Annotated in this window: 16 protein-coding genes and 1 pseudogene; 9 read left to right on the forward strand and 8 right to left on the reverse strand. The window is 69.6% G+C overall.

Annotation, left to right across the window (positions count from 1 at the left end):
• Positions 1-29 precede the first annotated feature (29 nt).
• Positions 30-1,250, forward strand: coding sequence for a hypothetical protein (locus tag FCI23_RS11420; protein ID WP_246143641.1), 1,221 nt, complete (start codon positions 30-32; stop codon positions 1,248-1,250).
• Between the two features lie 172 nt (positions 1,251-1,422).
• On the opposite strand, the gene FCI23_RS11425 is transcribed toward FCI23_RS11420, so the two are convergent.
• The 3 genes and pseudogenes from FCI23_RS11425 to FCI23_RS11435 form a co-directional block, all read right to left on the reverse strand.
• A complete protein-coding gene (locus tag FCI23_RS11425; RefSeq protein WP_136723384.1) occupies positions 1,423-1,875 on the reverse strand; it encodes a DUF5615 family PIN-like protein in 453 nt (150 codons plus the stop codon).
• On the reverse strand, positions 1,872-2,519 hold the full coding sequence (locus tag FCI23_RS11430; protein ID WP_136723385.1) for a DUF433 domain-containing protein: 648 nt from the start codon (positions 2,517-2,519) through the stop codon (positions 1,872-1,874). Before FCI23_RS11430 ends, FCI23_RS11425 begins: the two co-directional genes overlap by 4 nt.
• Before the next feature lie 163 nt (positions 2,520-2,682).
• A pseudogene (locus FCI23_RS11435) lies at positions 2,683-2,922 on the reverse strand (LLM class flavin-dependent oxidoreductase); the annotation flags it as partial.
• 109 nt (positions 2,923-3,031) lie between these two features.
• Here FCI23_RS11435 and FCI23_RS11440 point away from each other — a divergent pair.
• Positions 3,032-3,187: an AbfB domain-containing protein gene (locus FCI23_RS11440; protein WP_136723386.1), complete on the forward strand. Its 156-nt coding sequence runs from the start codon at positions 3,032-3,034 to the stop codon at positions 3,185-3,187.
• A gap of 29 nt (positions 3,188-3,216) precedes the next feature.
• The gene (locus FCI23_RS11445; protein WP_136723387.1) at positions 3,217-4,086 is read left to right on the forward strand and encodes an HAD-IIB family hydrolase; all 870 of its coding nucleotides are present in this window, start codon (positions 3,217-3,219) and stop codon (positions 4,084-4,086) included.
• 5 nt (positions 4,087-4,091) lie between these two features.
• On the opposite strand, the gene cydD is transcribed toward FCI23_RS11445, so the two are convergent.
• The 4 genes from cydD to hisC form a co-directional block, all read right to left on the reverse strand.
• Positions 4,092-8,162 carry a thiol reductant ABC exporter subunit CydD gene (gene cydD / locus FCI23_RS11450; protein ID WP_136723388.1) on the reverse strand — a complete coding sequence of 1,357 codons (4,071 nt, stop codon included), beginning with the start codon at positions 8,160-8,162 and terminating at the stop codon, positions 4,092-4,094.
• Between the two features lie 14 nt (positions 8,163-8,176).
• The gene (gene cydB / locus FCI23_RS11455; RefSeq protein WP_136723389.1) at positions 8,177-9,181 is read right to left on the reverse strand and encodes a cytochrome d ubiquinol oxidase subunit II; all 1,005 of its coding nucleotides are present in this window, start codon (positions 9,179-9,181) and stop codon (positions 8,177-8,179) included.
• A gap of 20 nt (positions 9,182-9,201) precedes the next feature.
• Entirely contained in the window at positions 9,202-10,722 is a 1,521-nt protein-coding gene (locus tag FCI23_RS11460) for a cytochrome ubiquinol oxidase subunit I (RefSeq protein ID WP_136723390.1), read from the reverse strand.
• Between the two features lie 164 nt (positions 10,723-10,886).
• Entirely contained in the window at positions 10,887-11,987 is a 1,101-nt protein-coding gene (hisC, locus tag FCI23_RS11465; RefSeq protein WP_136723391.1) for a histidinol-phosphate transaminase, read from the reverse strand.
• Positions 11,988-12,279: 292 nt separating this feature from the next.
• Here hisC and FCI23_RS11470 point away from each other — a divergent pair, with 292 nt between their 5' ends.
• The 5 genes from FCI23_RS11470 (at position 12,280) to FCI23_RS11490 (ending at position 17,319) form a co-directional block, all read left to right on the forward strand.
• Entirely contained in the window at positions 12,280-13,383 is a 1,104-nt protein-coding gene (locus FCI23_RS11470) for a LacI family DNA-binding transcriptional regulator (protein WP_136723392.1), read from the forward strand.
• Between the two features lie 238 nt (positions 13,384-13,621).
• The gene (locus FCI23_RS11475) at positions 13,622-14,620 is read left to right on the forward strand and encodes a metallophosphoesterase (RefSeq protein WP_211265286.1); all 999 of its coding nucleotides are present in this window, start codon (positions 13,622-13,624) and stop codon (positions 14,618-14,620) included.
• A 95-nt stretch (positions 14,621-14,715) separates the two neighbouring features.
• Positions 14,716-15,612, forward strand: coding sequence for a hypothetical protein (locus FCI23_RS11480; RefSeq protein ID WP_322973819.1), 897 nt, complete (start codon positions 14,716-14,718; stop codon positions 15,610-15,612).
• A 36-nt stretch (positions 15,613-15,648) separates the two neighbouring features.
• A complete protein-coding gene (locus tag FCI23_RS11485; protein WP_136723395.1) occupies positions 15,649-16,092 on the forward strand; it encodes an RrF2 family transcriptional regulator in 444 nt (147 codons plus the stop codon).
• Between the two features lie 72 nt (positions 16,093-16,164).
• Entirely contained in the window at positions 16,165-17,319 is a 1,155-nt protein-coding gene (locus FCI23_RS11490; RefSeq protein WP_136723396.1) for a globin domain-containing protein, read from the forward strand.
• Positions 17,320-17,564: 245 nt separating this feature from the next.
• On the opposite strand, the gene thiC is transcribed toward FCI23_RS11490, so the two are convergent.
• Entirely contained in the window at positions 17,565-19,328 is a 1,764-nt protein-coding gene (gene thiC, locus FCI23_RS11495) for a phosphomethylpyrimidine synthase ThiC (protein WP_136723397.1), read from the reverse strand.
• Between the two features lie 173 nt (positions 19,329-19,501).
• Here thiC and FCI23_RS11500 point away from each other — a divergent pair, with 173 nt between their 5' ends.
• Positions 19,502-20,824, forward strand: coding sequence for a YibE/F family protein (locus FCI23_RS11500; protein WP_246143642.1), 1,323 nt, complete (start codon positions 19,502-19,504; stop codon positions 20,822-20,824).
• The last annotated feature ends 12 nt before the right edge of the window (positions 20,825-20,836 follow it).

Consider the following 20,836-nt stretch of genomic DNA (forward strand, 5'->3'; position numbering starts at 1 on the left):
CCTCACACTGCACGTCGCTACTGGCTTGTATGGAAAGGCAGAACGTGGCCGTCGCCGTCCGGGACACGAATCAAGGCACCGGTGAGCCGTCGCTTACTGATCTCATCGAACGCAGTGCCGAGTTGAAGGGGGAACTGGTCGCCTTCGCGCAGAGCGCTCGTTTTGACCGGTGGTTGACTCCCGCCCTACTGGAGGCCGCGGGTCCTGAACGGCAGCTGGACGAGGGCGAGGCGATCCGGATCATCGACCACTTCATCCTGCGGTACCGCCTACCCGATGGTTCGACCGTCGTGGACCGGTTCGTCGCCGGACGGCGGGACCTGACCGCAGTCGACCGGGAGATGCTGCTTGGCTGGCGTGACCCGGTTGAGGGCATCTTCGAGATCCAGCGCAAGGACGGAGATGCCGTCATTCTGCTGAACCTGGTCGACGACCTTGAGTACCGCACGTACTCGAATGTCGGGCGGGCGGCGTTCCGCGGAGTCTCCAAGCGAGGATTCCTCCACGCTCGCCTGGTGCCCGTCCGCTCGGCCGACGGAGTGTGGCTGGTCTCCGGGGCGCTGTCGTACTACCCGAAGTCCAGCGCCGCGCAGATCGCTCAAGTAGCGCTCCAACTGGCCACCCACCAACCCGAGCTGGTCTTCCGTAACCCCGAGAAGATCGAACAGGGATGGCAGCGGATGCGGGAGGACCGGGCCGCGTTCATCGAGTTCTGCGGCGGCGACGAACTGGTCCTTCCCCCTGCCGAAGCCGAGGACCGGCTCAACGCCTACTACCTGCACCGGCAGGAGGCTGCCGTCGCCGGACAGCCCGATCGCGCCCGAGGCAGGCGGCTCCCCGGCCTGGACCTGCCATTCTTCGAACTGCCGCGAGAACTCGCGGACTCGGACACCATCGGCGTCATCTACGACGAAGTCGACGGGCTCAACTTCTACCCGGACTACGGGATGCTGCGGGACCTTTTTACCGACCCGGCCCTCGCGGGCCGCAGACGGCACCAGAATCTGCTGCGCAAGTACCTGCACGAGGAGTCGATCGCGCCACTGCCGATCCGCCGGCTGGTCGCCGCCCACCCGGAGACCGGCGACGCGGTGTTCCGGAAGCTGCTGAGGAAGCCCGGATTCACCTGGAGCGAACACGGTGAGGCACTGCTGCGCCGCCGCAAGCCCTGGTACTACGCGAACGAGCCCCGCCCTGGTGTCTCCGTGATCGGCGACCGCCTCAGTGCGCTCGTTACCGGCCGCCGGTAGCGACAGTCCACGCGGGCACGGCGGCTGCCGCGCAAGCCGGCCCCGTTGGATGAACCGCAGCCTCCAGAGGTGGCTTGCGGGGCAGTCGGCCGAGCCGACAACACTCACCGTCCGATCGCGGTTCTAGAATCACGCAGCGCCATTTCCGCACGGTCGGCTCATGGAGTGCGCGTCAGCGGCCCGTCCAGAATTTTGGCGGGGTTGTTGTCGGGTTGGTGATCCGCATGCGGCTTTGCCGCGAGGGGTCGATGGCGTTCAGGGAGATGAGTCGCTGGCCGTCGGCGTCGGCGAGCTCCGTCAGAGCGTGTGGGAGCCCGGCGCATATGGTGGCGATGGCAGTGCCCAGCCCTACGAGGCCGCCGTGCTTGTTGTTCTGCCGGTATTCGATGCGGTGCAGCCCGGATGAGGCGATCGCCGCGACCTCCAAGGGTCGACTGAGCTGTTTGGTGTCGTTGGTGATGACCGCGTGGAAGCCTTCGGCTTTGGCCATGGCGTACAGCTCGACGTCCTTTGTGCCCGCCCAACCTTTGAGGTCGTGGACGTGGGCCACCTCGTGTCCCTTCAGCAGGATCCGCACGATCTCGGCCATGGGACGGGGCACGTTCTCGTCGAGCAGCAGTTTCAAGAAGCGACCTGCCGGGGGTGGCTGTCGGTGTAGCTGTCGACGTAGTCCGTGAAGTCGGCAGCGTCGCGTGCTGCGTCGGCGTTCACCCCGGGGTAGAAGTCGCTGATCTGGTCTGGTGGGATCCCGTCCCGTACCAAGGCCGCGACCTCGGAGGCGGGGATGCGGGTGCCCTGGATCACGGGCTCGCCACCGCGTACCGCTGGGTCGACCGATACGTGAGGGCGAGGCGCGAGCAGGTCGGGGATATGCCGGCCGTCCCGGTAGAACGGGGCGAGGACGTCCACGAGCTCGTGGATGACCACGTTGCCCTTGCTCCTGAGCAGGTCGACCGCGTGGTCGGAGTCGGCGAGGTAGATGGTGTCCGGCCCGGCGACGAGCCGGTAGGCCGAGAGGTGCTCCCGCTCGCCCAGGTCGTCCCGGAGAGTGTTCAGTGCCCGTCGGATCTTCTGCAGCGATGTCTCCTGCCGCAGCCGCACGCAAGCGCGGAGCGCGACGACATCCCGGAAGGAGTACAGGATTGGCCGCGAAGTGGAGAGCTCTGGCACGAGCAACGCGCCGCTACTGCCCGAAGTGCGGCGCCAGTGGGACAGCTGGCGCAGGGTGGCACCGGAGAGAGCCGCAGCGAGCTTGGGCTCGTAAGACACGGTGCACCTCCTCCCACCCGATACCTGCCCGACCGTACTGCATTCTCCCGGAGGCTGGCCTACATAGGCGGAGGACGCCCTCTTTGGGGTGATAGAACCACGAACGGATGCGCTGCCGTCCGGCTCGCGCGCCTCACCGCTGGAGCGTTTTGCCTGCTCAGCCCGTGATGGGTAAACGAGGCTTGACTGACGTGACGAGGGTTCCCAAGCGCATCCGCTCGGTGGCCGTCGCGGCGGCGGTCAGGGTGGGAACGGCACCGAACCACGGCTGGTCGCGGAAGCTGCGCCAGGACAGGTGGTCATAGGTGTAGGCGGTGTGGAAGCCGAGATCTTCGGCTCGACGCCAGACTTTCTGGCCTTGGTGCCAGGGGTGGATCGGCAGGATGACGGTACTCAGACGCATACCTGTGAGCCTACGAGACCGTTGGCCTGGGACCGGGCCTGGGACCGGGCCTGGGACCGGCCGCAGCCGACGGCGGGCTGCCACCGCCCGCGCCTCCTGGGTCCGTCAGATGACTGGCGGGCGGCCCAGCGCTTGCGCCCCAGCAGTTACAAATCCCGGCCGTTATCTCCGGCACCGCAACTTCCAGCTCTGGTTGGACCAATACCAGAACAGCCAGCGGTTTCACGCCGACAGCTCCTTCACGATCGGTGCACCCCTGGCCTGAGATCACCGGACGTACGGGAGGATGGGCAGGTGACCTCGACCTACCGGACCTCCGGGTCCCCGGAACCCTGTGCCCTGCCCGGCGTGCCGGAGAAGAAGCCCCGGCTGATCGCCACCGACCTCGACGGGACTCTGCTGCGTGACGACAAGACGGTCTCGGCCCGTACGATCGCCGCGCTGGCCGCCGCCGAGGACGCCGGCATCGAGGTCTTCTTCGTCACCGGCCGCCCGGCCCGCTGGATGGATGTGGTCGCCGAGCACACCGCCCGCCACGGCATGGCGATCTGCGCGAACGGCGCCGTCGTGTACGACCTGCACCGCGGCCGGCTGCTCACCGCGTATCCGCTCGCCCCGCAGGACGGGCTCGCGGTCGTCGGCGCGCTACGGGCCGCCGTCCCCGGCACGGCCTTCGCGGTGGAGTTCACCGACAGCTTCGCGTACGAATCCCAGTACCTGCCGTACGACCCCGAGCCCGACCCGGTCATCGGTCCGGTGGAAGAACTGCTCGCCCCCGGGGCGCAGGGCGGCCGGCTGGTGCTGAAGCTGCTCGCCAGGCACACCGTTCTCGACCCGGACGCCTTCCTCGACGTGGCGCGGCGGGTCGCCGGTGAGCACGGCGAGATCACCCGGTCCAGCCCGTCGGCACTGCTGGAGATCAGCGGCACCGGGGTCAGCAAGGCCACGACGCTGGCGCGCTGCTGCGCTGAGCGCGGCATCACCGCCGACGAGGTCGTCGCCTTCGGCGACATGCCGAACGACCTGGGCATGCTCTCCTGGGCCGGCACATCGTACGCCGTCGCCAACGCCCACCCCGCCGTGCTGGCGGCGACCACCCACCGTACGGCCGCGAACCAGGACGACGGCGTCGCGCTCGCGATCGAGCGGATCCTGGCGGGGTAGGCGGCCTACACCGGCAAGAGGTCGGCCTGCGCGGGCAGCAGGTCCGCTGCCCGCTCCCGTTCGAGCGTACGGCGGAATGGGCCGTCGGCCGCCGCCAACTCCTCGAAGGTGCCCCGCTGGACGGTGCGGCCCTGGTCGAGGACGAGGATCTCGTCGACGGCGCCCGGCACGCCGAGGCCCGCCAGGCGGTGGGTGATCATCAGCGTCGTGCGGCCCTCGGTGGCGGCGAGCAGGTCGGCGGTGAGCGCGTCGGCCGTCGGCAGATCCAGATGCTCGGCCGGTTCGTCGAGTACGAGAACCGGGAAGTCGGCCAGCAGCGCACGTGCCAGCGCGAGACGCTGCCGCTGGCCCCCCGACAACCGCGCGCCGTGCTCGCCGACGTCCAGGTCCAGGTCCAGGTCCAGGTCGAGACGGGCGGCGGCCAGCGCCGCCCGGAGCGCGCCGTCCTCCGCGTCCGGCCTGGCCAGGCGGACATTCTCGCGGACGGTGCTGTCGAAAATGTGCGCGTCCTGGGCGCAGAGCCCGACCATGCGGCGCACGGCGTCGCCGTCGAGCGAGGCGGCATCCTCCCCGGCGAGGGTGTACGTACCGCTCTCGCGGTCCAGGAAGCGCAGTAGCACATGCGCGAGGGTGGTCTTGCCCGAGCCGGACGGACCGACGACGGCGACCCGCCGGCCGGGGGCCAGTTCGAGGTCGATGCCGTCCAGCGCGGGCCGCGCCTGCCCGGGATGGCGGGCCGTCAGTCCTCGCACGGCCAGCGGGAACGGCGCCGTCGGCGCGACCGCCGGGCGCTCGGGCTCCCGCACCGGCTCGGGCGCGTCCAGCACCTCGTACACCCGGCGGGCCGCCGCCCGGCTGCGCTGCCGGTGCTGGACGGCCTGCGGCAGGCCGGCCACCGCCTCGAACGCGGCGAGCGGCGTGAGAACCACCACGGCCAGGGTCACACCATGCAGCGCCTGTACGCCAAGGAACGCGCAGACGGTGACGGTCATCCCGGCGACCAGCGCCATCAGCCCGGCGCCGAGCGCGGTGCTGGCGGCGGACCGCGCCGCGATCCGGGTCAACGTACGGTCGGCCCCGGCGGCGGCCTCCAGCCGGGCCGGCAGCGCACCCGCGACCGTCAGCTCGGCCGTGCCGGTCAGCACCTCCACAACCTGCGTCGACAGCTCACCCCGCGCGGGCGCCAAGCGGCGCTCCGCCCGGCGCGACACCGCCGCGGACAGCGCCGGGACGCCCGCCCCGGCGGCCAGCAGCCCCACCGCGAGGGCGGCACCCGCCGCCGGCAGCAGCCACCCGGTGAAGACGGCCGTGGCGAGCGAGACGGTCACCGCCGCGCCCACTGGCAGCAGCCAGCGCAGGAAGTAGTCCTGCATCCCGTCGACATCCGCCACCAGCCGGGACAGCAGATCGCCCCGGTGCGTCTCCCGCAGCCCCGCCGGGGCCAGCCGCTCCAGCCTCCGGTAGACCGCCACCCGCAGATCCGCGAGCGCCCGGAACACCGCGTCATGCGCCACCAGCCGCTCCGCGTACCGGAACGCCGCCCGCCCCAGCCCGAACGTCCGCGTCGCCGTCACCGCCACCATCAGATACAGCACCGGCGGTTGCTGCGAGGCCCTGGCGATCAGCCATGCCGACGTCGCCATCAGCCCCACCGCACTGGCCGGCGCGAGCGCCCCCAGCAGCAGCGCGAGTGCGAACCGCCCCCGCAGCGGCCCTGCCATCGCTCGCACCCGCCTCAGGCCTGCGGCCCCGCTCACCCGGCCCCCCGCCGCCGTGGCCAAGCTCGGCTTCATCGCCCCTGCGGCGGGCTTCCCCCGCTCGCCCACCCGATTGCCGTCGACCGCCACCTCACCCCGGCGACCCCGCACCGCAGGCGTTCCCGCCACCACCGAGCCCGGCTCCATCACGCCTGCGGCGGGCTCTTCCGGGCCGCCCGCCCGATTGCCCGGCGCCACAACGTGAAGAGGAAGGGCCGAATCCCGCCCGCCCGCGCCTACAACGGAACCGGGCTGGGACCAAGACGAAGCCGAAGCAGACGGCCGCCCGGCGGGTGCGGCGTGGGCGGATGTCCGAGCCGGGCCGGCTCCCGCCGCCCAGTCCCCGACCCCCGCCCGCGCCGGTCCCCGGTCGTCCTCGCCAGCGGCCCCCGGCTGCGCGGCCGGCTCCACCGTGCCTGCGACGGGCTTCTCCCGCCAGCCCGGTGCCACAGTGTGAAGGGCCGGGGCGGAATCTTGCCCGGCAAGGGACGCAGCCTGCGCGAGTGTCCGGGGTGCCGGGTCTACCGCCCCCGCTTGACCGCCGGCTCCCGTCGGCACCGGCACCGGCCCCGGGCTGTCCTGGCCGCCCGCCGCCTGCGGCATCGTCGTGTCTGCGCCCGCCCGCTCACCTGACGTTTCCGGGTAATCGGGTGAGTGGGCGAGCGAACCCCCCGGCCCGAAGGGCCGGGCCGCAGCCACGTACAGCGTGCGGTCGGCCACGGCGAGCAGCGCCGGCCGGTGGACAACGAGGAGCACCGTGCGCCCCGCCGCCAGCCGCCGTACCGCCTCGACGACCCCCGCTTCGGTGTCGCCGTCGAGGTTGGCGGTCGGCTCGTCCAGCAGCAGCAGCGGACGGTCGGCCAGGAAAGCCCGGGCGAGGGCGACGCGCTGCCGCTGCCCTGCGGAGAGCCCGGCGCCGCCGTCACCTATGACGGCATCGGCGGAGTGGTCACCGGCGAAGTCACCGGCGAAGTCGAGCGCGCCGGCCTCACGCAGCGCGGCGCGCAGTTCCGCGTCGGACGCGGAGGGCCGGGCGAGGCGGACGTTCTCGGCGATGCTTCCGGCGAAGAGATAGGGCCGCTGGGGCACCCAGGCGATCTGCTCCCACCAGCTGCCGGGGGCGAGCTCCGAGAGATCGACACCGTCGACGAGGATCCGCCCGCCCGCGGCGGGAACGAACCCGAGCAGGGCGTTGAGGAGCGTGGTCTTACCGGCTCCGCTGGGCCCGGTGATGGCGACCGTCTCGCCGGGGGAGAGGGTGAGGGAGGTCTCGCCGAGCCGCCCGCCGTCCCGGACGACAAGCCGGTCGACCTCGATCACCGCCGTACGGAGATCGGGCGCGGGCACGGTGCCGGGTGCGAGCAGCGGGGCCTCCAGGACCGCGAAGACCTCCTCGGCGGCGGCGAGCCCTTCGGCGGCGGCGTGGTAGTGCGTGCCCACCTGCCGCAGTGGCAGATACGCCTCGGGGGCGAGGACAAGTACGACCAGCCCGGTGTAGAGGTCGAGGTCGCCGTGGACGAGGCCCATGCCGATCGTCACCGCGACCAGGGCGACCGAAATGGTCGAGAGCAGTTCCAGCGCGAAGGACGAGATGAAGGCGATGCGCAAAGTGCGGAGTGTGGCGCGCCGGTAGTCGGCCGTGATGGTGCGGATCGCCTCGGCCTGGGCCTTGGCCCGCCCGAAGACCTTCAAGGTCGGCAGCCCGGCGACAACATCGAGGAAGTGCCCGGACAGCCGGGCGAGCAGCCGCCACTGCCGGTCCATGCGGGCCTGGGTGGCCCAGCCGATGAGCACCATGAAGACAGGGATCAGCGGCAGCGTCAGGGTGATGATGAGCGCGGAGACCCAGTCCTCGGTGACGATCCGCCCGAGTACGGCGACGGGGACGACGATGGCGAGCCCGAGTTGTGGCACGTATCGCGCGAAGTAGTCGTCGAGGGCGTCGACCCCGCGGGTGGCGAGCGCGGTGAGCTCGCCGACCCGCTGCCCGCCCAGCCAGGACGGCCCCAGCTCAGTCGCACGGGCGAGCAGCCGCCGCCGCAGCTCGGACTTGACGGAGGCGCTGGCCCGGTGGGCGCAGAGTTCGGTGAGCCAGGCGACTGCCGCGCGGCCGGCCGCGACGGCGGCGAGCAGCAGCAGCGGGTTGCGCAGCTCACCGATGCCGTAGCCGTGCTGGAAACCGCCGACGACGATCTGGGCGATGAGCATGGCCTGGGCGATCACCAGCGCCGCCCCGGCAAGACCGAGGAGGACTGAGGCACCGACGAACCATCGGGCGGCGCCGGCGTACTTGAGCAGCCGGGGGTCGACAGGTTTCACGTGAAACATTCCCCTCAGTGAGCGGACTCGGCGATGTGCTGGACGCCGATGCGCTTGCGGAAGACCCAGTAGGTCCAGCCCTGGTAGACCATCACAAGCGGTGTGGCGACAGCCGCGCACCACGTCATGATTTTGAGGGTGTATGCGCCCGAGGAGGCATTGGAGACGGTAAGGCTCGTGCCGCCGTGCAGTGAGGTCGGCATGACATCCGGGAAGAGCGCCAGGAAGAGCATGGCGACGGTTGCCGCGATCGCGATCCCCGAGAAGGCGAACGCCCAGCCCTCCCGTCCGCGCTGGTTCATCACGAGCGTGGCGACCAGCGCGAGCGCGGCGACCAGCAGGGCAGGCAGGCTCCTGGCGTTCCCGTGCTGGTACTGCGTCCACAGCAGGAAGGCCAGGGCGAGTGCGATCGTGACCGCGCCCAGCCGCAGGGTGAGCTTCCGGGCCCGCATCCGGATGTCGCCGACCGTCTTGAGCGCGGTGAAGACGGTGCCGTGCAGGGTGAAGAGGGCGAGGGTCGTGAGCCCGCCGAGGATGGCGTACGGGTTGATCAGGTCGCCCGTGCCACCGACGTAATCCAGATGCCGGTCGATCCTGACTCCGCGCACGATGTTGGCGAAGACGGCCCCCCACAGGAAGGCCAGCACGACCGAGGACCAGAACAGCACATTCTCCCAGACGTTCTGCCAGCGCTCCTCATCCCTCTTGTGCCGGTACTCGAAGCTGAGTACGCGGACGATCAGGCTGAGCAGGATGACGAGAAGCGGCAGGTAGAAGCCGGAGAAGAGGGTGGCGTACCAGTCGGGGAACGCGGCGAAGGTCGCGCCTGCGGCAGCGATCACCCACACCTCGTTGCCGTCCCAGACGGGTCCGATGGTGTTGATGAGGACCCGGCGTTCCTGACGGTCGCGGGCCAGCAGCTTGGTGAGGACGCCAACACCGAAGTCGAATCCCTCAAGGAAGAAGTAGCCGGTCCACAGGACGGCGATGACGACGAACCAGAGGTCGTAGAGGTGCATGAGCCGGGATCCCCGTCCTCTCAGTAGGCGAAGGCCAGCGGCTTGTCGGAATCGTCATCGGATCCGGAGCCGAGCTTGGTGGGCGGGTTGAGGTCGCTGTCCGTCAACTCGGCGGGGCCTGCCTTGGCGTACTTGACCATCAGCTTCACCTCGACGACGGCGAGGACGGCGTAGAGCGAGGTGAAGACGACGAGCGAGGTGATGACCTCGGCGAGCGAGACTCCGGGGGAGACCGCGGCGGAGGTCTTCAGTACTCCGTAGACGACCCATGGCTGGCGGCCGGTCTCGGTGAAGATCCATCCCCAGGAGGTGGCTATCAACGGGAAGCCCATGGTGAGCAGCCCGATCCGCCAGAACCACTTCGAGGGGGCCGGGGCGAGCTCCCGTTCCTTCGTCAGCATCAGTTTCAGCGGCTCGTCGTCGGTGGTGCGGTGCTGCTCGGCGAGCCAGAACTTCTTCCGGACCAGCCAGCGTCCGACGAAGCCGAAGGCTATCGAGACGCCGCCGAAACCGATCATCCACCGGTAGGACCAGTACGCGGTGGGGATGTTGGGCTCGTAGTCTCCGGGGCCGTATTTCTGCTGCTCGGCCTTGTTGACGTCCTTGATCCCGGGGATCTTGGCGCTGAAGTCGTTCTTGGCGAGGAAGGAGAGCAGCCCGGGAACTTCGATGGCGACCGTGTTGTGGCCCTTGGCGACGTTGCCGTAGGCGAAGATCGAGAAGGGCGCGGGGGCCTGGCTGTCCCAGAGCGCCTCGGCGGCCGACATCTTCATCGGCTGCTGCTCGTACATCACCTTGCCGAGGGAGTCGGCGCTGATGACGGTGAGCAGCCCGGCGACGACGGCGGTGGTCAGGCCCAGCCGGAGCGAGGTGCGCATGACCTTCAGATGGCGCTTGCGTATGAGGTGGTAGCAGGCGATGCCGACCATGAAGGCGGCTCCGACGAGGAACGCGGAGCTGATGACGTGGAAGAAGTTCACCACGGCCGTCTCCTGGAAGAGCACGGCGGCGATGTCGGTGAGCTGGGCGCGCTTGCTGCCGTCCGCCTTCTCCACGATCTTGTAGCCGACCGGCTGCTGCATCCAGGCGTTGGCGGCGAGGATGAAGTACGCGGACAGCACGGTGCCGAAGGCAACGATCCAGATGGTGGCGGCGTGCAGCTTCTTCGGGAGCCTGTCCTTGCCGAAGATCCACAGGCCGATGAAGGTCGACTCGAAGAAGAAGGCTATGAGCGCCTCGAAGGCGAGCGGGGCGCCGAAGACATCACCGACGAAGCGTGAGTAGGCCGACCAGTTCATGCCGAACTGGAATTCCTGGACCAGACCGGTGGCCACACCCATGGCGATGTTGATCAGGAAGAGCTTGCCCCAGAAGTTGGCGGCCTTGAGGTAGTGCTCCTTGCCGCTGCGTACCCAGGCTGTCTGCAGACCGGCGGTGAGGAAGGCTAGGGAGATCGTCAGGGGGACGAAGAGGAAGTGGTAGACGGTGGTGATGCCGAACTGCCATCGCGCGACGCTGACCGTGTCGAGGGCGAGCTGCACGTCACGTCTCCTTCCTGGCGGTGGTGGTGACACTTGGTGAGCTTGTGAAAGTGAACGCATTCACAAACCAAGTATCGCGCGCCTGCTTTCACCCCTTGACACCGGGGTCAAAAGCAGGCGCTTCCGGCTACCCGCCAGGATTTGAGCCCGCATCGGAGCCAGCGCTAGAGCTCCTTGCGGAACGCCTCCGCCATGCGAAGCAGCAGGTCATTGGCCTGGGTCTCACCGATCGTGATCCGTACCCCTTCGCCTGCGAACGGCCGGACCGTCACCCCTGCGGCCTCCGCCGCCGCCGCGAAATCCGCCGTCCGCTCCCCCAGCCGCAGCCATACGAAGTTCGCCTGGGTCGCCGGCACCGTCCAGCCCTGGGCGGTAAGCCCCTCGTAAACCCGGGCACGCTCCGCTACCAGCGCCTCCACCCGCTCCATCAGCGCGCCTTCGGCACGCAGCGACGCCACCGCCGCGTCCTGCGCGAGCTGGCTCACCCCGAACGGAACCGCCGTCTTGCGCAGCGCTTCCGCGACCGGCTCGTGGGCGACAGCGAAACCGATCCGCAGGCCCGCCAGGCCGTAGGCCTTGGAGAAAGTGCGCAGCACCGCGACATTGGGGCGGTCGCGGTAGATCTCGATACCGTCCGGGATCTCCTCCCCTTCACCTTCGGCGGCACGGATGAACTCCTTGTACGCCTCGTCCAGCACGACGAGCACGTCCTGCGGCACCCGGTCCAGGAACCGCTCCAGCGCGGCTCGGCTGACCGCCGTGCCGGTGGGGTTGTTGGGGTTGCAGACGAAGATGAGGCGGGTGCGGTCGGTGATCGCGTCCGCCATGGCGTCCAGATCGTGTGTCTCGTCCGCGGCCAGCGGCACCTGCACGGCGGTCGCGCCGCTGATCCGGGTGATGATCGGGTACGCCTCGAAGGACCGCCAGGCGTACATCACCTCGTCGCCGGGCCCCGAGGTGATCTGAACCAGCTGCTGTGCGACCCCGACCGATCCGGTGCCGGCCGCGATGTGCGATTCCGGCACCCCGAGGTGCTCGGCCAGCTCTACGGTCAACGCGGCGCAGGCCAGGTCCGGGTAGCGGTTGAAGCTGCGCGCGGTGGCGATGGCCACTTCCAGCACTCCGGGCAGCGGCGGGTACGGGTTCTCGTTGGAGGACAGCTTGTACGCGGGCGCTCCGTCATCCTCCACTGCCGGGGGCCGGCCCGGCTTGTAGGTGGGAATGCCTTCCAGTACTTCGCGCAGTTTGGGGCTCTTCGGGGTCATGACCACACCCTACGAGGGGGCGCGACGGCACAGGGAAGGGCCGTACAACGCCCTGCACGCCTGTGGCGTACGCCGTGGCGCGCATCCCTCTTACAGGTGAGTTGACGTATCTCCGTTATCCGTTCCAAGGGACAGAAGATCGCCTCCGAAGGCACCTACCCATCGGTGATTCCGGTGTGCCACCTGCGCTTTCAAGGTCGAGCTGGGCATTCTCTCTTGGAGAAACGTTTCTGTGGATGGGCTTCCCGGATGCCCCGCGAACGGACCATATGAGCCCTACTATCGGCTCGCCATGACAGCAGCAGGGAACCACCAGGCGAGCCGGTCGATCGGACGCCGGCTGGAGCGGGCGGGCATCCGGGATGTCGCCGCCGCGGCCGGGGTCTCGATCACCACTGTCTCCGACGCACTCAACGGCAAGGGCCGACTGCCCGATACCACCCGCCGCCATGTGCGCGAGGTCGCCGACCGGCTGGGCTACCGCCCTTCCGCCGCGGCCCGCACACTGCGCACGGGAAGATCGGGCCTGATCGGCCTGACCGTGACCACCTATGGCGAGGCACCTTTTACCTTCACCGAATTCGCGTACTTCGCGGAGATGGCCCGTGCCGCCACCTCGGCCGCACTGGCCCGGGGGTACGCCCTCGTCATCCTGCCCGCCTCCTCGCGGCACGACGTCTGGGGCAATGTCGCGCTCGACGGCACCGTCGTCATTGACCCCTCCGACCACGACCCCATGGTCACCGAGCTGGTGCGCCAGGGCATTCCCGTCGTCAGCGACGGCCGGCCCGCGGGCAGCCTGCCCGTACACGCCTGGGTGGACAACGACCACGAGGCCGCCGTCCTCGACATCCTCGACCACCTCGCCGCCGCCGGCGCCCGCCGCATCGGCCTCCTCACCGGCACCAGCACCGACACCTACACCCGGCTCTCCACCACCGCTTACCTGCAATGGTGCGAGCGGGTCGGCCAGGAGCCGGTCTTCGAGGCCTACCCCGCCCACGACCCGCGTGCCGGCGCCGTCGCCGCCGACCGACTCCTCGCCCGCCCCGACCGCCCGGACGCGGTCTACGGCCTCTTCGACCCCAACGGCACGGACCTGCTGGCCGCGGCCCGCCGCTACGGGCTGCGGGTCCCCGAGGACCTACTGCTCGTCTGCTGCAGTGAAAGCAGCGTCTACGCCGCCACCGAGCCGCCGATCACCACCCTGTCCCTCAAACCGGGCCGCATCGGCACCGCCGTCGTACAACTCCTCATCGACGCCATCGAAGGCGTCGGCGCCGGCCGCCCCGTCCACCAGGTCATGCCCACCGAGCTGATCATCCGCACCTCCTCCCAACGCCGCCCGCCCCGCACCACGGTCAGCCCCCCGCGCGGTCCCGCCGGACCCTCTTGAAACGTGATCCTGCCCACCCCGCCCCCGTACCCGCCCGGCTTGCCCCGGGCTTCCCGGTCAGCGGCCCGCCCGCCCGGAACGGGGTGGGCGGGCCGGAAAAGCCCCCCGAAAAACCCGCCGCATGGCGAATTCGGGGGTGTTTGTCGCATCCTGACGAAAATCCGGTACCCAGGTGTGTCACACGCCGACAGCGTCATTCCTATGATGGGCGGATGGCGGTGCGATCGTGGAGGGGTCGATGACTCAGGGGGCCGGTCAAGGACCCGTGCGTGAGATGACGGCAGGCTGGAGTCCAGCGGTGGCACCTGGCTACGACCCGACCATCCGCGACGCGCGGGTGGTGTCGCAGGAGTACCCGGAGGAATACGAGGAGTACACGCCGACGGAAGTCGATCTGCCGGTGATCGGCTCACCGGGACCGCTGTTTGTCGTGGGCGATGTCCACGGCTATCTGCAAGAACTGCTCGATGCGCTGCACGCGCAGGGCCTCATCGACGCCGAGGGGCACTGGGCAGCGGGTCCGGCGCGGCTGTGGTTCCTCGGTGACTTCACCGACCGGGGCCCGGACGGCATCGGGGTGATCGAGCTGGTGATGCAGCTGTCGGCGGAGGCCGCGGCGGCCGGCGGCTACGCGAAGGCGCTGATGGGCAACCACGAGCTGCTGCTGCTCGGCGCGCACCGGTTCGGGGACACTCCTGTGCACTCCCAGGCCGGTACGGCGTCGTTCCTGGCGGCGTGGCGGCTCAACGGCGGCCAGCCGACGGATATGGAGCGGCTCCAGGACCACCACATCGCCTGGATGTCCCGGCTGGACGCGGCAACCGTCGCGGACGGGCACCTGCTGCTGCACTCGGACACCACGGCGTATCTGGAGTACGGCACGACGATCGACGCGATGAACGACACGGTCACCGGGGTGCTCCAGCGCGGCAACGCGGAAGAGTGCTGGGAGCTGTTCCGGAAGTTCACCAAGCGGTTCGCCTTCCGCGGGGAGTCGGGCCCGCAGGCCGTACGAGAGCTGCTCGACACATATGGGGGCCGCCGCGTGGTGCACGGGCACAGCCCGATCCCGTATCTGCTGGACGAGGCGGGCGGCGAACAGAACGCGGACGGCGAGGAACGGCCTCCGGTTGTGGAGGGTCCGCATGTGTATGCGGACGATCTGGCGGTGGCAATGGACGGCGGGGTGACGATGGATGGACGATTGCTGGTCGCACAGTTGCCGCTTCTGCCCTAAGCTGCCGTATTCCGGAAACACTCTGTCACCCCCTCACCACTGCGCTCTACCATCGGTATATCCGTAGGCCCACTACGGGGCATCGGGGGATGCACATGAACAGTGCTCCACATCTGTTGAGCGGGGACCGCCCGGACTTCGAGCGGGTCCTCGACAAAGCCCTGCACTCCGAGGCAACTCGCAGTGCCCTCTCAGGCGGCGGCAATCCGCTCAACACAGAACAGCTGCGCACCATGGCACTCAGCGCGGCAGAGCTGATATCGGCGTGCGCCGCGCCGGAGTACCTGCAGTACCTGAACGTACGTGAGCAGATCCGCCGGGCCGCCGAGGACCGGTTGCGCGTCCGCCATGGCGGCATCGAGTATGTGGCCGCCGTGGGCCCGGTGGCGGACCCCCCGGGTTCGGGCCCCGGGTTATTCGCGATCATCGCCGTACTGACGCCGATACTGGCCGCCGCCGCCGCTGTGATCTTCCTGCTGCTCGGGTACGCGCTGAGCGTCGGGGGCTCACCGCCCGCCATCGCCAAGCCGCTGCAGACCGCGGGCTGGCTCTTCGCGGCGGTCGCGGCGGCCGGCGCTGTGTTCGGCATGGCCGGCCTGCTGCTCACCGCACTGCGCAATGGCGCCACAGCTCTGCACGACCGGCCGGAGGAGTCGCCACCGGAGGTGGCGACAGCCCGCGCGGCCTGGAAACAGGCGCTATTGGAGCGCGGGCTGCAACCGTTCATACAGGAGGCGCTCGCCAAGGCCGCCACCAATGCCACCACACCGCCCGGCCCGGCGCCGGCCCAGGCCGCCGGCTACAACGGGAACGCCGGCGGCCCCAGGATGCCCAGACTCGGCTACTCCAGCCCGGACTTCAGCAGCCCGGGCCCCGAGGAGTCCCCCGAGCCGGGCCACCGCTTCTCCAGCCCGGACTACAGCAGTCCCGACTTCTCCAGTCCGGACTACAGCAGCCCGGACTTCGGCGGCCCCGACAACAAGCCCGACTAATTGGATTCTTGAAGTCCAATTATGTATCGTCCTACCGTGCGCCTGACCAAGAGCACCGACATAGCGCTCCGCATCGCCATGCGACTGGCCGTGGTGGGCGCCGACGACGCGCCGACCACCAGGGAGGTGGCGGCGGCCGTCACCGTGCCCTACACCCACGCCGCCAAGGTCGTCAGCCGGCTCCAGCACCTCGGCGTCGTCGAGGCCCGCCGCGGCCGGGGCGGCGGCCTCACCCTCACCCAGGCGGGCCGCACCGGCTCCGTGGGGCGGCTGGTCCGCGAACTTGAGGGGACCGGCGACGTGGTCGGCTGCGAGGACGACCCGCCGTGCCCGCTCCGGGCGGCCTGCCGCCTGCGCGGCGCCCTGTGGAGGGCACAGGAGGCCTTCTACGCGTCCCTGGACCCCCTGACGGTCGAGGATCTGACGGCCACGCCGACCGGCCCCGTACTCCTGGGCCTCAGCGCCCGCCCCGCAGACTGAAACCCCGCCGCCCGCACGGCGGTTCCCGTCCGGTTATAAATACGATTCTAGGATGCCACTTAGGAGCCGGTGATGCTGTCCGAGAAGTCCGCCCGCACTGTCCGCGCGACCCTGCCCGCCGTCGGCGGCGCCATCGGCGAGATCACACCGCGCTTCTACGACAGGCTCTTCGCCGCCCACCCCGCGCTTCTGCGGGACCTGTTCAACCGCGGCAACCAGGCCAACGGCGCCCAGCGCCAGGCCCTGGGCGCCGCCATAGTCGCTTTCGCGACGGCTACGGTTTCAGACCCGGATGTACGCCCTGACGCCATGCTCACCCGCATCGCGCACAAGCACGCCTCACTCGGCATCACCCCCGGCCAGTACCGGATCGTGCACCAGCACCTCTTCGAGGCCATCGCCGAAGTCCTCGGTGACTCGCTCACCGCCGAGGCCGCCGCCGCCTGGGACGAGGTGTACTGGCTGCTGGCGAACGCCCTCATCGCCATCGAGAACCGGCTCTACGACAGCACCGGCGTCCTGCTCGGCGACACCTGGCGCGACTACCGCGTCACCGGACGGCACGCCGAGACGGCCGACGTCGCCACCTTCACCGTCGAGCCCGCCAACGGCGCTCCACTGCCGCCGGCCAGACCCGGCCAGTTCGTCTCCGTACAGGTACAACTCACCGACGGGGCCCGCCAGATCCGCCAGTACAGCCTCTGTGGCAGGGGTCAGTTCGCCGTGAAGCGGGCCGGCGAAGTCTCCGGCCATCTGCACGACCGCGTCCGCCCCGGCGACACCCTCCGCGTCAGCGCCCCGTTCGGCGATGTCACCCTCGACGACGGCTGCGGCCCGCTCCTGCTGGCCTCCGCCGGTATCGGCTGCACCCCCATGACCGGCATGCTCGCCCACCTCGCCGCCGTCAGCTCGCCGCGCCGCATCATCGCCGTCCACGCCGACCGCAGCCAGGCCACCCATGCCTTCCGCGCCAACCTGGAGCAGCTCACCCGCAAGCTTGACGATGCGTGCGCCCATGTCTTCTACGAGTGCCCGGACGGCGACTGGCCCCCCGACCGCATCGGCCTCGCCGACCTCAGCGGCATCGCCATTGCGGCGGACACGACCGCGTACCTCTGCGGCCCGCTGCCCTTCATGCGGGCGGTCCGCACCCAGCTCCTGGAGCGCGGTGTCGGGGCCGCCGACATCCACTACGAAGTCTTCGGCCCCGACCTCTGGCTGGCGTGACGCCCTTCCGCAGCCGCGGTGGCCCCCGCGGTCGATACGCGACCGGCGCCGCGCGACCGCCCGGCCGAAGCCGGTTCGCAGCCACCGGGCAGCGCCGTTACCGCTGCTCGCCGTCGTTGCGGCGAAATCTGTTTCCGCCGCAACGACGAGAGGCCGGGGGGCGCAGCCCGGCGGCGCTGAAACCGGCCGCGGCCCAGCGCGCGCCACACACCCGGCGCGGGCCGTGACCGCAGCCGCCCGCAGGGCTACTCCGCGATCGGCAGATAGACGCGGTTGCCGGCCGCCGCGAACTCCTCGGACTTCTCACGCATCCCGGCCTCGATCTCGTCCATCGTGCCGCCGTGCTGCTCCCGGATGCTGTGGCTGATCTTCATGCTGCAGAACTTCGGCCCGCACATGGAACAGAAGTGCGCCGTCTTCGCGGGCTCCGCCGGAAGCGTCTCGTCGTGGAAGGCACGGGCCGAGTCCGGGTCCAACGCCAGGTTGAACTGGTCCTCCCAGCGGAATTCGAAGCGGGCGTCGGAGAGCGCGTCGTCCCATTCCTGGGCGCCTGGATGCCCCTTGGCCAGATCCGCCGCGTGAGCGGCGATCTTGTAGGTGATGACGCCGGTCTTGACGTCGTCGCGGTCCGGCAGCCCCAGGTGCTCCTTCGGCGTCACGTAGCAGAGCATCGCCGTGCCCCACCAGGCGATCATCGCGGCGCCGATACCGGAGGTGATGTGGTCGTAGGCGGGCGCGATGTCCGTCGTGAGCGGGCCGAGCGTGTAGAAGGGCGCCTCTTCGCAGATCTCCTGCTGCAGGTCGATGTTCTCCTTGATCTTGTGCATCGGGACATGGCCCGGCCCCTCGATCATGGTCTGTACGTTGTGCCGCTTGGCGACGGTGTTGAGCTCGCCCAGGGTCCGCAGTTCGGCGAACTGCGCCTCGTCGTTGGCGTCCGCGATCGATCCGGGGCGCAGGCCGTCACCGAGCGAGTAGGTGACGTCATATGCGGCGAAAATCTCGCAGAGCTCCTCGAAGTTCTCGTAGAGGAACGACTCCTTGTGGTGGGCGAGGCACCAGGCGGCCATGATCGAGCCACCGCGCGAGACGATGCCGGTCTTGCGGCGGGCCGTCAGCGGGACATAGCGCAGCAGCACCCCGGCGTGCACCGTCATGTAGTCGACGCCCTGCTCGGCCTGCTCGATGACGGTGTCCTTGTAGACCTCCCAGGTCAGCTCCTCGGCCCTGCCGTCGACCTTCTCCAGTGCCTGATAGAGGGGGACGGTGCCGATCGGGACAGGGGAGTTGCGCACCACCCACTCGCGGGTGGTGTGGATGTTACGGCCGGTGGAGAGGTCCATCACGGTGTCGGCGCCCCAACGGGTCGCCCAGGTCATCTTGTCGACCTCCTCCTCAATGGAGGAGGTCACGGCGGAGTTCCCGATGTTGGCGTTGACTTTCACCAGGAACCGCTTGCCGATGATCATCGGCTCGCTCTCCGGATGGTTGACGTTCGCGGGGAGAACGGCCCGGCCGGCCGCGATCTCCTCGCGTACGGTCTCGGGGGAGACGTTCTCGCGGATCGCGACGTACTCCATCTCCGGGGTGATCTCACCTCGCCGGGCGTACCCGAGCTGCGTGACCGGCTGCCCGTCCCTGGAGCGGCGGGGCAGCCTCGGGCGGCCGGGGAAGACCGCGTCCAGATTGCGGAGCCCGCCACGCGGAGCGGTGTGCTTGAGGCCGTCATCCTCGGGGCGGACGGGGCGGCCCGGGTACTCCCCGGTGTCGCCGCGGCCGGTGATCCAGTTCTGGCGGAGCGGCAGGAGGCCGCGGCGGACGTCGGTGGTGATGTTCGGATCGGTGTACGGGCCGGACGTGTCGTACAGCGTCACGTCGCGGCCGTTGGTGAGGTGCACTCGCCGGACGGGGACACTGATGTCCGGCCGCGATCCGGTGATATAGCCCTTGTGCCACCCAACTTGGGTGTTTTCCGGCATTTCAGGCATGCGTGCATCCTGCATAGTCATGAGACCCACTCCCTACGCCGGCATTACCCGGTAACAGGTTCAGCGGTCGGCGCAGCGATTCGTCAGCGCCCTCTCAGCCCGGTGCTCCGAGCTCCCGCGGTTTGCAAAAGGTGTCCACAACGCTAGCGGGTCTTTGCCCCCACGCACCAGACGGCCTTTGCGATGATCGGGCCGTGGACACCCCTCACTCGGCACACTCGCACTCGCACTCGCACAGTCACGGCCCGGTTCCGCCGGTCTCCAAGCACCTGCGCAAAGTCATCGCCGCGGTGCTCGTGCCGTTCGCGACTGCCGTCCTGGCCGGGATAATCGTGCTGTGGCCGGGCGGCGTGCCACCGCACGCGCACACCGGGGTCGGCTTCGACCAGCAGACCCGGTCCGGCAAGGTCACCAAACTCGTCGATGTGAAGTGCTCGGACGTGAACGCCGGATCAGGCAGTAGCGGTACGGCATCCCCGTCACCCTCGGCGTCCCCCTCCGCAGCCTCACAAGCCTGCCAGAAGGCGACCATCGAGGTCACCTCCGGTCCGGACAAGGGCCGCACCTTCACCGAGATCGTCCAGCCGGACCAGACCCGCCGCTACACCCAGGGGCAGGGCGTGGTGCTGGCGTACGCGCCCCAAGCCCCCAAGAGCCTGCAGTATTCGGTGAGCGACGTGCAACGCGGCTTCCCGATGGCGCTGCTCGCCGGGCTCTTCGCGGTCGCGGTGATCGTCATCGGCCGGATGCGCGGCCTCATGGCGCTGGTCGCGCTCGTCATCAGCTTCGCCGTGCTGACGCTCTTCATCCTCCCGGCCATCCTGCGCGGCGACAATCCGCTGTTGGTGGCGGTGATCGGCGGCAGCGCCATCATGCTGATCGCGCTGTATCTCTCCCACGGCCTCAACGCCCGCACCTCGGTGGCGGTCATCGGCACCCTGTGCTCACTGTTCCTGATCGGTGTCCTGGGCTCGGGCTTCATCTCCTGGGCCCACCTGACCGGCAACACCGACGACCAGACCGGTCTCATCCACGCTCTCTACCCCGGCATCGATGTCCGCGGCCTGCTGCTGGCCGGGGTCATCATCGGCTCCCTGGGCGTCCTGGACGATGTGACGGTCACCCAGACCTCCGCCGTGTGGGAACTGCGGGACGCCGACCCGACGGCGAACTGGCGCAAGCTCTACCTGGCCGGCATGCGGATCGGCCGCGACCACATCGCCTCCGTCGTCAACACCCTCGTCATGGCCTACGCGGGTGCCGCGCTGCCGCTGCTGCTGCTCTTCTCCGTCGCACGCAGCGGCGTACTGCAGGTGGCGGGCAGCGAGCTGGTGGCGGAGGAGATCGTACGGACCCTGGTGGGCAGCATCGGCCTGGTCGCCTCCGTACCGCTGACCACGGCGCTGGCAGCGCTCGTTGTCACTGCCGACCGGCGCAATGGGGACACCGGGAGCGGTACGGGGAACATCCCAGGGAAAGCGGCGGGAAGTGGCGGCCGCCGGCGCAGGGCGAAATAAGGAACGCCAGCC

It is taken from the genome of Actinacidiphila oryziradicis, from assembly GCF_005047355.1.
Classification (GTDB): domain Bacteria; phylum Actinomycetota; class Actinomycetes; order Streptomycetales; family Streptomycetaceae; genus Actinacidiphila; species Actinacidiphila oryziradicis.

What these genes read in the sequence shown, in the direction of transcription:
- FCI23_RS11420 (WP_246143641.1), top strand. Translation starts at nt 30, where the DNA reads ATGGAAAGGCAGAACGTGGCCGTCGCCGTCCGGGACACGAATCAAGGC.
- FCI23_RS11440 (WP_136723386.1), top strand. Translation starts at nt 3,032, where the DNA reads ATGACTGGCGGGCGGCCCAGCGCTTGCGCCCCAGCAGTTACAAATCCC.
- cydB (WP_136723389.1), bottom strand. Translation starts at nt 9,181, where the DNA reads ATGCACCTCTACGACCTCTGGTTCGTCGTCATCGCCGTCCTGTGGACC.
- hisC (WP_136723391.1), bottom strand. Translation starts at nt 11,987, where the DNA reads ATGACCCCGAAGAGCCCCAAACTGCGCGAAGTACTGGAAGGCATTCCC.
- FCI23_RS11470 (WP_136723392.1), top strand. Translation starts at nt 12,280, where the DNA reads ATGACAGCAGCAGGGAACCACCAGGCGAGCCGGTCGATCGGACGCCGG.
- FCI23_RS11475 (WP_211265286.1), top strand. Translation starts at nt 13,622, where the DNA reads ATGACTCAGGGGGCCGGTCAAGGACCCGTGCGTGAGATGACGGCAGGC.
- FCI23_RS11480 (WP_322973819.1), top strand. Translation starts at nt 14,716, where the DNA reads ATGAACAGTGCTCCACATCTGTTGAGCGGGGACCGCCCGGACTTCGAG.
- FCI23_RS11490 (WP_136723396.1), top strand. Translation starts at nt 16,165, where the DNA reads ATGCTGTCCGAGAAGTCCGCCCGCACTGTCCGCGCGACCCTGCCCGCC.
- thiC (WP_136723397.1), bottom strand. Translation starts at nt 19,328, where the DNA reads ATGACTATGCAGGATGCACGCATGCCTGAAATGCCGGAAAACACCCAA.